Source organism: Parasphingomonas halimpatiens (assembly GCF_036663795.1).
GTDB lineage: Bacteria > Pseudomonadota > Alphaproteobacteria > Sphingomonadales > Sphingomonadaceae > Sphingomonas.
Genome location: NZ_JAXOJP010000062.1, coordinates 1 through 13,928, shown reverse-complemented (window position 1 = coordinate 13,928; position 13,928 = coordinate 1). Strand labels below are relative to the sequence as shown.

Genomic DNA, 13,928 nt, shown 5'->3' with positions numbered 1-13,928 from the left:
GTGACGGTGCCCATGCGCAGCCCGAACAGCTTGAGCAGGCCGCGCAACTGGTTCGCCATCGCCTGTCGCGCCTGGATCAGATGCTCGTGGATCTTCAGGCGCGCGCGGTCGATATGCCCGGCCTGCCGCGCAAGGACATGCAGTGGCTGTTCAACACCAGCGCGACGACGGGACCGCAGGAAACTTTCACCCAGCTCACCGCAACCGAGCCGACCAGCGGCTTTGGCGAGGTCTTCCAGTATAACAATCTGATGGCGAGCGCGGCGGGCTATCTCGCGGCGCACATCCTCTATCCGGACCTGGAGCTGGGCGCCGCTTATGACAAGGCGATGCAGCAGCGCATCTTCGATCCGCTCGGCATGTCGGCGACGACGCTGAGCAACGCCCGGGCGGTGGCGGGCAACTGGGCGCGGCCCTATGACACCGATCTTGCCGGCAAGGTCGCCCCGGTCGACATGCGCTTCAACGACACGATCGCGCCCTACCGCCCGGCGGGCGGCGCCTGGTCGTCGGCGCACGACATGGCGCGCTATGTGATGGACGAGCTCGCCACGGGCCAGCTGGCCGGCGGCAAGCGGCTGGTCTCGGCGCAGAATCTGCTGGCGCGGCGCGTTCACAATGTGCCGATCGGCGAAAATGCCTGGTACGGCATGGGCCTGGAGGACGATGCCAGTTCGGGCGTGTCGGTCATCGAGCATGGCGGCAGCCTGTTCGGCTACAAGAGCAACTGGTTCGCGGTGCCCAGCGCCGGGGTCGGCGTGGTCGTGCTGACCAATTCGGACGACGGCTATGCGCTGACCAATGCGGTCAAGCGGCGGCTGCTCGAGATCCTGTATGACGGCAAGCCCGAGGCGGCCGAGGATGTGGCGAGCACGGCCACGCGGTCGGCGGCGGCGTTGGCCAAGTTCCGCAGCGAGGTGACCCTGCCCGTCGCCCCCGCCCTCGCCGACAGCGTGATCGGCAGCTATGCCAATGCTGATCTCGGCCCGCTGACGATCGCGCGCGAGGGCGGCAAGCTGATGATGCGGGCGACGTCGATCTGGTCGGAGATCGGCACCAAGACAAACAAGGACGGCACGACTTCGATCGTCACGATCGACGCGGGCTTTGGCGGCGCGGACATGCTGATCACCAAACGCGACGGCAAGCGCGCGCTGGTGCTGAACGATGCGCAGCATGAATATGTGTTCGTCGACACCAAGGGGTGACGAAGGCGGGGTCGGTCTTCGCAGGCGGAGTCACGGGTTGCGCGGCAGCGTGCGAAAGAGCGGTGCGCCTTGGGGCGGGATATCCAACGGAGCCCGATGGCAAAGGCGCGGCTAGCCCCTTCCCCAACCCCTCCCGCAGGTGGGAGGGGAGTCATTAGCGGATACCGTCAGCGGCCGGCCCCGGCGAAATAGCGCGTCGGGGGCATGCCGAAGAACGCCTTGAAGTCGCGGATGAAGTGGCTCTGATCGCAATAGCCGAGGTCGAGAAACTGGCGCAGCTCGCTGTACGGGCGGTGCTCGAGCGCGGCGAGCATGCGGGCGAGGCGGTGGCGGATCAGCAGCGCCTTTGGCGTGACGCCGAACAGACGCAGGCACAGCCGCTTGAGCTGGACCGGGCTCATGCCGAGCGCTTCGGCAAGCTGGGCGGCGGTGCTCACGTCCTCGCTGCGCAGCAATTGCTGCAGCCGCACGACGCGGTCGCTGGCGGCGAGCACGGTCTTGACGCCGAGCTGGCGCAGGAAAAAGGTCTCGTCGCGGCGCGGCTGGACGATGGGCGGTGCGGGCTGCGGCGAAAGCGCGAACCGTCCGTCGCGCAGCGCGGCGTTCGCCAGGAGGCCGGGAACGGGCAGCCCTTCGCCGGTCGGTGTTGGATAATGGCGCGATGTCATTGAAATCCCCGCTATCGCCACGATTGATCTGGCGAGGCGGGGAATCGCCCGTGGACGAGGGGGCGTCATCCTCCATATGGAGGATGGGGTGTGGATTGGACCGAGCCCCGTGACATCTTTGCCGATGGCCCGCGGTTTCCCCTTGCTGGCTTGGATGGTTCGAAAAATCGCCCCGCGATGCCCTCGCCGGGCGCGGGTATTCGATTATGATGGCGCGTGCCGGCGACGTCCTGCAATCTCCCGGAAACCGCTTACCGAGGCCCCTTCATGAAGCTTCCTCTTGCCGTCGCGCTCACCTGCCTGCTTGCCACCGCCACCCACGCCGCCGACACGCCCGCCAAGGCCGAGGCGCCCGCGACGGCGGCACCGCTGTTCAAGCCGGACGAGGTAGCGTCGAGCGGCACGGTCACCGTGAGCGGCGCGCGCATCGCCTATCGCGCGGTGGCCGGCACTTTGGTGGTGCATGGCAAGGGCTGGGAGGATACCGACGCGATCGAGGCCAGGGGCAGCGACGACAAGGACAAGGTGAAGGGTGAGGCCCGGGCCGAGGCGGCGATGTTCTACGTCGCCTATTTCCGCAACGGCGTGCCGTCGGGCGATCGTCCGATCACCTTCGTGTTCAACGGCGGGCCGGGATCGTCGTCCGTGTGGCTGCACATGGGGGCGTTCGGCCCGGTGCGCGTGGTGGCGGCGGACGCTACGCACGGTGCGCCGGCGCCCTATGCGACGGTCAACAACGATGCCAGCCTGCTCGACGCGAGCGACCTGGTGTTCATCGATGCGCCCGGCACCGGTTTCAGCCGCATTGCCGGGCCGGACAAGGACAAGGCATTTTACGGCGTCGACCAGGACATCCGCGCCTTTGCGCAGTTCGTCACGCAGTTCCTGACCAAATATGATCGCTGGAACTCGCCCAAATATCTCTTCGGGGAGAGCTATGGCACGATGCGCGCCGCCGGGTTGACGCTCGCGCTTCAGAAGGAGTCGGTCGATCTCAACGGCGTGATCCTGCTGTCCGATATTCTCAGCTGGGACCTGATGCCCGACGATCCGCAGACCAATCCGTCGGTCGACCTGCCCTATATCGTCGCGCTGCCGACTTATGCCGCGACCGCCTGGTACCATCGCAAGCTGGCCGACCGGCCCGACGACCTGACCGCGCTGCTGACGCGGGTCGAGGCGTTCGCGACCGGCGACTATGCCCAGGCGCTGATGCAGGGCAACGCCCTACCCGAGGCCGAGCGCCAGCGGATCGCGACGCAGCTGGCGGCGTTCACCGGGCTGCCGGTGGCCTATCTGCTCAAGACCAATTTGCGGATCGAATATGGCGCGTTCCAGAAGGAGCTGCTCGCGGAGCAAGGGCTGACGACGGGCACGCTCGACACGCGCTACACCGGGGCGACGCTTGACGCGCTGAGCAAGGTGGCGGATTACGATCCGCAAAGCTCGGCGCTGGGCGGCGCCTATGTCGGGAGCTTCAACCATTATGTCCGCGAGACGTTGCATTATGGCGCCGAGCGCGCGTTCAAGCCGGGGATCGATATTTATGGCGACTGGGACTATCGCCACAAGCCGCCGGGCGCCGGCAAGCCGCTGATCGCGCTGCCCAACGTCCTGCCTGACCTCGCCGTGGCGATGAAGCAGAACCCGGCGATGAAGGTGATGGTCAATGGCGGCTATTTCGACGTCTCGACGCCCTATTTTGCCGGCATGTTCGAGCTGCGGCATTTGCCGGTGCCGGCGGCACTGCAGGGGAATATTTCTTATCGATATTATCAGTCGGGGCACATTGTTTACGCGCATCTGCCGGCGCTGCGTGCGCTGCACGACAATGTCGCGGCGTTCATTCGGGGGAGTGGGGGTGCGGGGCGGTAGGAGATACTGATTGATGGGGCTGGAGTTACAAAAGCTGCATGACGGCAAGCGCTCCAATTGTGGTCATTGCCGGGCAATGTCGACGCGTCGCTGCATTGGTTAAAGATGATTCGGCTGACTGGTAAAAGATACCAACCATATCCCACACCTCTTACCCGCTATATTAATTTATTGTGCAATAATTTCTTTGTATTTATCTAATACAGCAGCATAACTTTTTATCATTGTGGGAGGACATATAAATTCCATATTGTTTACCAATAATCTATCTTCTAATGCTTCAACATTGATAGTTTTATCGGCGTCAAATTTTATGAACATATATTTGCCGTCGACAGATTGAGCCAAGAGATTTACACTTAAAGAAATCCAGCTCCCCCTGCTAAGCCAAGTGTAAATTTCTACTGGTTCACGTATTTTGTCGGTAATTTCTATCAGAACATCACCGTCGTTGGCACTGCCCCTCGACATCCACGCAAGGCCTTCTCCGCCATGCTGATCAAAAAGCGACATGAGCGCCTGATGCCTTCGCCGAAACTCGGCGTTGGATAAGCCTTTTAGGGTACTCAGTGTGACCTCCCCCATTGAAGCATGAAACTAAAAAGAGGCTGTAAGCTGCCGGACCACTACCCGCCACTTTTCCTCGTTCCGAAGCACGAATAACGAGCGCCCGGCCTGATAGGCGACCGGCGAGTTCCCGCGGAGAAAGGTGCCGCGCCGGGCCTTCCCATCCCCGTCACCAGCAGCCCATCGCTCACTCCTTCGCCGCTCCGCGATCGATCGTGACATTGGCGAGCAGTGCGACGACTTCGGCCTGGCGGGCGCAGCCGGTCTTGTCGAGCACCTGGCGCAGTTGCGAGCGGACCGTCGAGATGGCGACGTCGCCGGCGGCGGCGATCTCGTCGAGCGTGTCGCCCTTGACGAGGCCGCGCGCGACGCGCGCCTCGGCGGTGGTGAGATCGAACAGCGAACGCATCAGATCCGACGAGGGCGCCTTTTGCGGTTCGACCGGGGTGAGCACGAGCAAGGCATAGCTGCGCGCAAACAGGTCGTGCGCCGCGCGGCGGATCGGCACGACATGCGCGACCATCGTCGCGCGATTATCGGCATCGCGCAGCGGGAAGGAGCGCGGCGTGGCTTCGTCCGTCGTCTCGAGCGCGCCGAGCGCGGCGAACAGTTGCGCGTTGGCGGCGCGATCACCCAGCGCGACCTGGTTGCTGGCGCGCCACTGGACCTGGCCGGGCATGGCCTCGATCAGCGCATTGACCTCGACCACGGCGCCGTCCTCGTCGAGCAGCAGCGCGGGCAGGCCAAGCGAAGCGAGCGTGGCATTGGCGCCCTGCGCGCGCTGCAGCCCGAGCCGGGCGGAGACGAAGGCGGCGCGGGCGAGATGCGGGCGCAGTTCGTTGAGTTGTTCGACCGGGGTCTTTTCGAGCGGGCCGCGGCCGAATTCGCGCTCGATCGTCAGCACGATATTGTCGCCGGTCGGCATGCGCAGCCCGGTGCTGGCCGACCAGCCGAGCCCGCGCGGGCGGAAGAAATCGCGGTAGATCGGCACCTCGGCGAGCTGCTGCTCGGTCCAGAAATCGAACTCGCGGAAGAAGCGCGGTTCCTGCGCACCCATCACGCAGACGCCGCGATTGCAGGTAGCGAACCAGCCGTCATGAACATATTCGTGGAAGACGGCGTCGAGATTGGCGCTGCCGGTCCATTTGACCGACTTGCCGCGCACCGAGAAGAGCTGCCCGCCGCGCGCGTCGGTGATGCGCGCCAGTTCGTCCATGATGCCGGGCCACAGCTCGGGCAGGAACGAGCATTCGTAGATGCGGTCGATCAGGTCGGTGTTCATGGCGCGCCCCCGTGCGGGGTAGCTAGCGCCTTCCCTCCGCGCACCGCAACCTTTCCCGTTCGTGCGCGATCAGTCCGTCCGCCAGTCGGCGCGCGCAATCCCCTGCGCGTACAGCAGTGCCGTCAAATCATTATGGTCGATCCGCGCAGCGGCGGCGGCGGCGACGACGGGTTTGGCGTGATAGGCGACGCCCAGCCCTGCCCGCCTGATCATCGCCAGATCGTTGGCGCCGTCGCCGACCGCCAGCGTCGCCTCGGGCGGCAGGAACAGCGCATCGGTCGCCTCGCGCAGCGTGCGCTCCTTGGTGTCGGAGCCGACGATCGGCTTGGTTACGGTGCCGGCGAGCTTGCCGTCGGCGATTTCGAGGACATTGGCGATGGCCTGGTCGAAACCGATCGCGGCGGCAACGGGCTCGGCGAAGCGCGTGAAGCCGCCCGAGACGAGGATGGTGCGCGCACCCTGCCCGCGCATCGTGCGCACCAGTTCGACCGCGCCCGCCATGAGCTGGACGCGCTCGGCGTGGCAGCGCTCTATGACGCTTTCGTCAAGGCCCTTGAGCAGCGCGACACGGGCATCGAGCGCTGATTCGAAATCGAGCTCGCCGCGCATCGCCGCCTCGGTGACGGCGGCGATCTGCGGCTTGATGCCGGCATAGTCGGCGAGCTCGTCAATGCATTCGATCGTGATCATGGTCGAATCCATGTCGGCGACGAGCAGGCGCTTGATCCGCCCCTCGGCCGGCTGGACGACAATGTCGACGCCGTGAAAGGCACCGTCGAGCGCGTTGCGCGCCGCCTCGGGATCGGTCGCGAAGCCGATATCGGCGGCATAATCCTCATCGATCCAGCCATGCGAGGCGGGCGCACAGCCGGCGACGGCGAGCCGGTCGCGCGCGGCCGAAATATCGCCCACGGATAGATTACCCGGTGCTATCAGCGTGGCGATGAACATGACGTCTCCCTTGCAACCACGCCTTTGCTGTCGCGGGATTTGATGTGAAAGAACCGGTGCCCACTTTTTCACATCCCGCTGTGGCGCTCATTGCAGGGCCGACCGCCAGCGGCAAGTCGGCTGTCGCGATCGAACTCGCCGAACGCCATGGCGGCGTGGTGATCAATGCCGATTCGGCGCAGGTCTATGCCGATCTGCGCGTGCTGTCGGCGCGGCCGAGCCCCGCCGACGAGGCCCGCGTGCCGCACCGGTTGTTCGGTTATATCGACGGCGCGGAAAGCTGCTCGGCGGCGCGCTGGGCGGCGGATGCGCGGGTCAAGATCGCGGCGGCGCATGCCGCGGGGCGGTTGCCGGTGCTGGTCGGTGGAACGGGGCTCTATCTTCGCACGCTGATCGACGGCATCGCGCCGGTGCCCGAAATCGACCCGGCGATCCGTGCTGCGGTGCGCGCGATGCCGGTCGCCGAGGCGCACCGCGCGCTGCGTGAGATCGACCCGGCGGCGGCGGCGCGGCTCGCCCCGGCCGACACGACGCGCGTGGCGCGCGCGCTCGAGGTGGCGCGGTCGAGCGGACGGACGCTGGCGGCGTGGCAGGAGGATCGCGTCGGCGGGATCGGCGATAGCGTGAGGCTGATCGCCACCGTGCTGCTGACCGAGCGCGACTGGCTGCTGGCGCGGTGCGATGCGCGGCTCGAAGCGATGTTCGCCGGCGGCGCGATCGAGGAGGCCGCGCAGTTGCTGGCGCGCGACGATATCCCCCCCGCCGCCCCGATCCGCCGCGCGATCGGCGTGCCCGAGATCGCCGCGCTGCTGGCGGGCACGATAGACCGCCCCGCGGCGCTGGCTGCGGCGCAGATCGCGACGCGGCAATATGCCAAGCGGCAATATACCTGGTTCCGCAACCAGCCTCCTGCCTCGTGGTTACGGACGGGCACGTCCGAAAGAAACGCAATCATAGATCAAATTGAAAGAATATTACGTCATTAGCGGTTGACGTGCATTTTTCATGCCGCTAGCAGCGCCCTTCCTTTGGCGCTATTGCAGCGCGGCATAACTTCCCTGGGGACGCGACGTGGTGGCCGAAAAGAGTGGAGCCGATATTCTGGTCGAGGCGCTGTGCGATCTCGGCGTGGAGGTCGTGTTCGGCTATCCCGGTGGCGCGGTGCTGCCGATCTACGACGCGCTGTTCCGCTCGGGCCGCGTCAAGCACATCCTGGTGCGCCACGAACAGGCCGCGACGCACGCCGCCGAAGGCTATGCGCGCTCGACCGGCAAGCCCGGCGTGGTGCTGGTCACATCGGGCCCCGGCGCGACCAACGCCGTCACGGGGATCACCGACGCGCTGATGGATTCGATCCCGATGGTGGTGATCACCGGGCAGGTCGCGACACACCTGATCGGCAGCGATGCCTTTCAGGAAGCCGATACGGTCGGCATCACGCGGCATTGCTCGAAGCATAATTACCTGGTCAAGGACCCGGCCTCGCTCGGCCCGATCATCCATGAGGCGTTCCATATCGCGACCTCGGGCCGGCCCGGACCGGTGGTGGTCGACATCCCCAAGGACGTGCAGGTCGCGACCGCGCGCTACACCAAGCCGGGGCCGATCAAGCACAAGACCTATCGCCCGCAGATCAAGGCCGACCAGAGCGCGATCGAGGCGGCGGTCGACATGCTGGCGGCGGCCGAGCGGCCGATCCTCTATACCGGCGGCGGCATCATCAATTCGGGTCCCGCAGCGAGCATGTTGCTGCATGAACTGGCGCGGATCACCGGCGCGCCGGTGACCTCGACGCTGATGGGCCTCGGCGCCTTCCCGGCCTCGTCGCCGCAATGGCTCGGCATGCTGGGGATGCACGGCACCTACGAAGCCAATTTCGCGATGAACAAGGCCGATCTGATCGTCTGCCTCGGGGCGCGCTTCGATGATCGCGTGACGGGGCGGCTCGACGCGTTCAGCCCCAACAGCCGCAAGATCCATGTCGATATCGACCGCTCCTCGGTCAACAAGACCGTGCGCGTCGATTTGGCCGTGATCGCCGATGTCGGCCATGCGCTGGAAGACATGGTGCGGGTGTGGAAGGCGCGGCACCATCCCAAGCCCGACCTCGCCGAATGGTGGCGGCGGATCGACGGCTGGCGCGCGACCAAATGTCTCGATTTCGTCGACGGCACCGACGAGATCATGCCGCAGCGCGCGATCCGGGCGCTGTGGGAGGCGACGCACAAGCGCAGCCCGATCATCACCACCGAGGTCGGCCAGCACCAGATGTGGGCGGCGCAGCATTTCCATTTCGAGGCGCCCAACAAGTGGCTGACCTCGGGCGGGCTTGGCACGATGGGTTACGGCCTGCCGGCGGCGATCGGCGCGCAGCTCGGCAACCCCAGGGCGCTGGTGATCGATATCGCCGGCGAGGCGTCGATCCAGATGAACATCCAGGAACTGGCGACGGCGACGCAATATCGCCTGCCGGTCAAGATCTTCATCCTCAACAACCAGTATATGGGGATGGTCCGCCAGTGGCAGGAACTGACCTATGCCGGGCGCTATTCGGAGAGCTATTCGGATTCGCTGCCCGACTTCGTCAAACTGGGCGAGGCCTATGGCTGGAAGGGCATCCTGATCGAGAAGCCCGGCGAACTCGATGACGGGATCGCCGCGATGCTGGATCATGACGGGCCGGTGATCGTCGACTGCCGCGTGGCGAAGCTGGCCAACTGCTTCCCGATGATCCCGTCGGGCGCGGCGCATACCGACATGATGCTCCAGGCCGCCGAGGTTACCGGCGAGATGGACGACGAAGCCAAGGCGCTGGTGTGATGGGGTGCAGCGCAATCATTCTCCCCTCCCGCTTGCGGGAGGGGCCGGGGGTGGGCTCGCGCTCACCTCTTACGCTGCGGTTGCGGATGGCGGGCGCCCACCCCCTGCCCCCTCCCGCAAGCGGGAGGGGAATTTAGAATGCATATCAAGGAAGAAAGCCGCGAGCGGCACACGCTGTCGGTGATGGTCGACAACGAGCCGGGCATCCTCGCCCGGATTGCCGGGCTGTTCACCGCGCGCGGCTATAATATCGAGAGCCTGACGGTGTCGGACGTCACCGCCGACCATGCCGTCAGCCGCATCACGATCGTCACCTCGGCCTCGGCGCATGTGATGGAGCAGATATTGTCGCAGCTCGACCGGCTGGTGCCGGTGCATTCGGTGACCGACCTGACCGCGCTCGGCGCGCATGTCGAGCGCGAGCTGGCGCTGGTCAAGGTCGCCGGCACCGGCGACCACCGCATCGAGGCGCTGCGCCTCGCCGATGTGTACCGCGCGCGCGTGGTCGACGCGACGACGTCGAGCTTCGTGTTCGAGGTGACCGGCGGGCGCGAGAAGATCGATACCTTCGTCACGCTGATGCGCGAGGTCGGCCTGATCGAGGTCGCGCGCACCGGCATCGTCGCCATCGCCCGGGGAAAGCAGACAGCGTGAGCGGGGTGTCTTTCCGCCTCGTCATGTCCGCCGCGCTCATTTTGTGCGCGGGTGGCGCAGCGTCGCCGGATTTGAGCAATGTCGCCAATGTCGCGATCATGTCCGGCAAATGTACGGCGCTGATCATGCCTGAGGGTGACATGACGGCGCACTGCAGCGGCAAGCTCATCAACACCGCCTATCGCGACAATTCGTCGAGCTTCATGGCGGTCACGGACGACACCGTCGCGGTCAGTTTTTTCGGCACCGATCATCCCGCCACCGGCGACATCGCGTTGCTCGATGTGAGCAAGGTCACTGTTTCACGCGAGGCAGGACGCCAGGCGCGATCAACCGCGGCGCTCGGGCAGTGCCGTTATACCAACCCTTTCGCCGGCCCCAGCCATGTCGATTGCCAGGCGATGGCGAAGGGCAAGGTCTATCGCTTGTCATTTCTGTCAGACGGCAATCCACCGAAGGTCAAATATTTCTAGAATGAGCGCGGCCGGGCCGCATCTCCAACAGCATTCAATCAAGGAAAGTCGATATCATGCGTGTCTATTACGATCGCGACGCCGATCTCAACCTGATCGCCGGCAAGAAGATCGCCATCATCGGCTACGGCTCGCAGGGCCATGCCCATGCGCAGAATCTGCGCGATTCGGGCGTGAAGGAAGTGGCGATCGCGCTGCGTGCCGGCTCGGCGACAGCGAAGAAGGCGGAAGCCGCGGGCTTCAAGGTGCTGACCAACAGCGAAGCCGCCGGCTGGGCCGACATCATCATGATCCTCGCCCCGGACGAGCACCAGGCGGCGATCTGGGACACCGACCTCAAGGACCATATCCGTCCCGGCACGGCGATCGCCTTCGCGCACGGCCTCAACGTGCATTTCGGGCTGATCGAACCGCCCAAGGACATCGACGTGATCATGATCGCGCCCAAAGGCCCGGGCCACACGGTGCGCAGCGAATATGTGAAAGGCGGCGGCGTGCCGTGCCTGATCGCGATCCATCAGGACGCCAGCGGCAATGCGCATGACGTCGCGCTGGCCTACGCCTCGGGCGTTGGCGGCGGGCGCTCGGGCATCATCGAGACCAATTTCAAGGAAGAGTGCGAGACCGACCTGTTCGGCGAGCAGGCCGTGCTGTGCGGCGGCATCACCCATTTGATCCAGGCCGGTTTCGAGACGCTGGTCGAGGCCGGTTATGCGCCGGAAATGGCCTATTTCGAGTGCCTGCACGAGACCAAGCTGATCGTCGACCTGCTCTATGAGGGCGGCATTGCCAATATGCGCTACTCGATCTCGAACACCGCCGAATATGGCGACATCACGACGGGCCCGCGGATCATCACCGCCGAGACCAAGGCCGAGATGAAGCGCGTGCTCGCCGACATCCAGGGCGGGCGCTTCGTGAAGAACTTCGTGCTCGACAACCGCGCCGGACAGCCCGAGCTGAAGGCTGCGCGCAAGGCGGCGGCGGCGCATCCGATCGAGAAGGTCGGGGCCGAACTGCGCGCGATGATGCCGTGGATCGGCGCCAACAAGCTGGTCGACAAGGAGCGCAACTGACCTTTGTGCCACGCTACCCGGTCCCGCTCATCGCGGGACCGGGGCCTGTCGAAATATTGCGACATGGCCGATGCGCTGCGGTAACAGCCGAACAGGACGGTCGCAGGAAACCCGCATGCACGCACCCAATGCTTCGCCCCGCTGGTCGATCGTCGTCCCCTATTACAACGAAGAACCCTATATCGAGCGAACCATCGCCTGTGCGATGGCACTGACGGGCCCTGCCTTTCGTCTCGTGCTGGTCAACAACGCCTCGGACGATCGCAGCGAGGAACTGTGCCGCGCGATGCTCGCAAGCCGCCCGGATATCGCGGTCGAGTATGTCTACGAGACCAAGCCGGGGCCGAGCCACGCGCTCGAAGCCGGGCTGGCGCATGTCGATACGCCGTTGGTCGCGCTGTGGAATGCCGATACCTGGTACCCGACCGACTATCTTGCGCGGGCCGAGCAGCTGATCGAGCAACCCGGCGTCGTCGCGGCCATGGCGGTCGATATCTACGCCCCGCCGAACCATTGGTATGGCTGGCTGACGCGGTTTCACAAGCGCAACATGGCGTGGCTGATGTCACGACAGACCCATACCGGCACCTATGGCCAGAGTTTCCGCACCGACATATTGCGTGCCGCCGGCGGGCCGCGATCGGAGAATTGGCCGTGGGTACTCGACGATCATGAACTGATGCAGCGCGTCTTTCGCTTCGGCAAATCGCGCTATCATGTCGATTTCTGGTGCATGCCGTCGGCACGTCGCGGTCGTAACGCGCATGTCCGCTGGTCGTTGTTCGAGCGGCTGATGTACCATGTCACGCCCTATCCGCTGAAGGACTGGTTCTTCTACGACTTCCTCGCCAAGCGCTTCGCCGCACGCGGGATGCGCAACGCCAATCTGCGCGACCGCGACTGGACCGGGGACCGCGCTGACGCAGAGGCGGCGACGAGCAAGGCCGAATTGGCCTTTGACCCGCGACCCTGATTGCGGGGAAAAGGGCGGCGCATTGCGAACCGGGAGTTGCACGATGCGCTTGATTCTCACGGCCGCCCTCGCGGTGGTCGCCGCCCCGCTGCTCGCCCAGGAAATGAAAATGCCGGCGACGCCACCGGGCGCGCCGATCGCCGCGCGTGCCGTGGCGGGCACCTACAAGGTCGACAGCGACCATACGCAGATACTGTTCAGCGTCAGCCATCTCGGCTTCAGCCGCGACACCGGCCAATTCGTCCAGCCGACCGGCAGCCTGGTGCTCGACCCGAGAAATCCGGCGCGCGACCGCGTCGAGATCAGCTTTCCGATCGCCCGCGTCTCGACCACCAGCGCAGCGCTCGACGAGCAACTCAGGAAGCCGGAATTCTTCGACGCGGCGAAATTCCCCGAAGGCCGCTTCATTTCGACGCATGTGACGGTGAAGGGCCTTAGCGCGACGATTGCGGGCAAGCTCACGGTCCACGGGATCACCCGACCGGTGACACTTCGTGCGCGGCTGATCGGCGCCGGGCGGGAGTTCTGGGGCGAACACAAGGCGGCGATCGGCTTCAGCGCAACCGCCAGCATAAAACGCAGCGATTTCGGGATAAATTCGGGTATCCCGCTGGTTTCCGACGAGGTCGAACTGACGATCGAGGCGTAATGAGCGGCGCCGTCGATCCGGAGACCGAGGGCCAACCCGGCGTTGGCCGGGTCGAGGCCTTTTCGGACGGCGTCATCGCCATCATCGTCACCATCATGGTGCTGGAACTCCACCCGCCCGTGGCCGAGGGGCTCGGGCGGTTGTGGACATTGTGGCCGGTGTTTCTCGCCTATGCGCTGAGCTACGCCTATGTCGCGATCGATTGGGTCAACCATCACCGGTTGTTCGGCCACGCGTTGCGCGTCACCAACGCATTGCTGTGGTCGAACATGCTGCTGCTGTTCGCGCTGTCCCTCGTGCCCTTCTCGACCGCCTATCTGGGTGAGCATCATTTCAGCCGCGAGGCGACGTGGCTCTATCTCGTCACGATGCTGCTGCCATCGATTGCCTATGCCTGGCTGCAGGCGGTCATTTCGCGAACCGGTAAAGAAGGGCGCGCCGCCGACGAATATTATGTCGCCAGCACACGCAAGGGTCTTGCCGCGACGCTGATCTACATCACGGGAATCCCGCTGACGCTGATCTCGCCCTGGCTGGGAATCGGCTGTGCCGTGATCGTCGCGCTCCTGTGGTTCCTGCCGCACAGCCGGATCGATCATCTGTTCGCGCAATTCGGCTAGGAGGCGTTGACAAATTGGCGCATCCACAGCCGGATTGAGACGAGGTGGATGAAGCCGAGATAGCTATCGGCGGTTTTGTCATATCGGGTGGCGAGCCGCCGGGCGTTTTTGA

Annotated in this window: 14 protein-coding genes and 1 pseudogene; 10 read left to right on the top strand and 5 right to left on the bottom strand. The window is 65.0% G+C overall.

All coding sequences use genetic code 11. The features are described 5' to 3' along the window. A partial coding sequence (locus U1839_RS25895; protein ID WP_332806440.1) for a serine hydrolase domain-containing protein occupies positions 1-1,208 on the top strand: 1,208 nt, incomplete at its 5' end. A 167-nt stretch (positions 1,209-1,375) separates the two neighbouring features. On the opposite strand, the gene U1839_RS25890 is transcribed toward U1839_RS25895, so the two are convergent. Continuing rightward, positions 1,376-1,876 carry a helix-turn-helix domain-containing protein gene (locus U1839_RS25890; RefSeq protein ID WP_332806439.1) on the bottom strand — a complete coding sequence of 167 codons (501 nt, stop codon included), beginning with the start codon at positions 1,874-1,876 and terminating at the stop codon, positions 1,376-1,378. 267 nt (positions 1,877-2,143) lie between these two features. Here U1839_RS25890 and U1839_RS25885 point away from each other — a divergent pair, with 267 nt between their 5' ends. Beyond that, positions 2,144-3,751, top strand: a complete 1,608-nt coding sequence (locus U1839_RS25885) for a S10 family peptidase (protein WP_332806438.1) — start codon at positions 2,144-2,146, stop codon at positions 3,749-3,751. A 168-nt stretch (positions 3,752-3,919) separates the two neighbouring features. Here the strand turns inward: U1839_RS25885 and U1839_RS25880 are convergent, their stop codons facing one another. The 3 genes from U1839_RS25880 to serB form a co-directional block, all read right to left on the bottom strand. Then, positions 3,920-4,264 carry a hypothetical protein gene (locus U1839_RS25880; RefSeq protein ID WP_332806437.1) on the bottom strand — a complete coding sequence of 115 codons (345 nt, stop codon included), beginning with the start codon at positions 4,262-4,264 and terminating at the stop codon, positions 3,920-3,922. 241 nt (positions 4,265-4,505) lie between these two features. Beyond that, complete coding sequence (locus U1839_RS25875; RefSeq protein ID WP_332806436.1) at positions 4,506-5,600, bottom strand: helix-turn-helix transcriptional regulator; 1,095 nt, start codon at positions 5,598-5,600, stop codon at positions 4,506-4,508. Between the two features lie 69 nt (positions 5,601-5,669). After that, the gene (serB, locus tag U1839_RS25870; RefSeq protein ID WP_332806435.1) at positions 5,670-6,551 is read right to left on the bottom strand and encodes a phosphoserine phosphatase SerB; all 882 of its coding nucleotides are present in this window, start codon (positions 6,549-6,551) and stop codon (positions 5,670-5,672) included. Positions 6,552-6,631: 80 nt separating this feature from the next. On the opposite strand from serB, the gene miaA reads away from it, so the two are divergent. The 8 genes from miaA (at position 6,632) to U1839_RS25830 (ending at position 13,816) form a co-directional block, all read left to right on the top strand. Then, complete coding sequence (gene miaA, locus U1839_RS25865) at positions 6,632-7,537, top strand: tRNA (adenosine(37)-N6)-dimethylallyltransferase MiaA (RefSeq protein WP_332806434.1); 906 nt, start codon at positions 6,632-6,634, stop codon at positions 7,535-7,537. Positions 7,538-7,625: 88 nt separating this feature from the next. Further along, positions 7,626-9,371 carry an acetolactate synthase 3 large subunit gene (locus U1839_RS25860; protein WP_332806441.1) on the top strand — a complete coding sequence of 582 codons (1,746 nt, stop codon included), beginning with the start codon at positions 7,626-7,628 and terminating at the stop codon, positions 9,369-9,371. 138 nt (positions 9,372-9,509) lie between these two features. Then, complete coding sequence (gene ilvN / locus U1839_RS25855) at positions 9,510-10,025, top strand: acetolactate synthase small subunit (RefSeq protein ID WP_332806433.1); 516 nt, start codon at positions 9,510-9,512, stop codon at positions 10,023-10,025. Beyond that, entirely contained in the window at positions 10,022-10,498 is a 477-nt protein-coding gene (locus tag U1839_RS25850; RefSeq protein WP_332806432.1) for a hypothetical protein, read from the top strand. Before ilvN ends, U1839_RS25850 begins: the two co-directional genes overlap by 4 nt. A gap of 56 nt (positions 10,499-10,554) precedes the next feature. Continuing rightward, entirely contained in the window at positions 10,555-11,574 is a 1,020-nt protein-coding gene (ilvC, locus tag U1839_RS25845) for a ketol-acid reductoisomerase (protein ID WP_332806431.1), read from the top strand. Positions 11,575-11,689: 115 nt separating this feature from the next. Further along, a complete protein-coding gene (locus U1839_RS25840; protein ID WP_332806430.1) occupies positions 11,690-12,547 on the top strand; it encodes a glycosyltransferase family 2 protein in 858 nt (285 codons plus the stop codon). A gap of 43 nt (positions 12,548-12,590) precedes the next feature. Then, complete coding sequence (locus tag U1839_RS25835) at positions 12,591-13,196, top strand: YceI family protein (protein WP_332806429.1); 606 nt, start codon at positions 12,591-12,593, stop codon at positions 13,194-13,196. Further along, complete coding sequence (locus U1839_RS25830; protein WP_332806428.1) at positions 13,196-13,816, top strand: TMEM175 family protein; 621 nt, start codon at positions 13,196-13,198, stop codon at positions 13,814-13,816. The genes U1839_RS25835 and U1839_RS25830 overlap by 1 nt, the downstream gene beginning before the upstream one ends. On the opposite strand, the pseudogene U1839_RS25825 reads toward U1839_RS25830, so the two are convergent. Then, positions 13,813-13,928 (bottom strand): annotated as a pseudogene (locus U1839_RS25825) (IS5 family transposase); the annotation flags it as partial. The gene U1839_RS25830 and the pseudogene U1839_RS25825 overlap by 4 nt on opposite strands.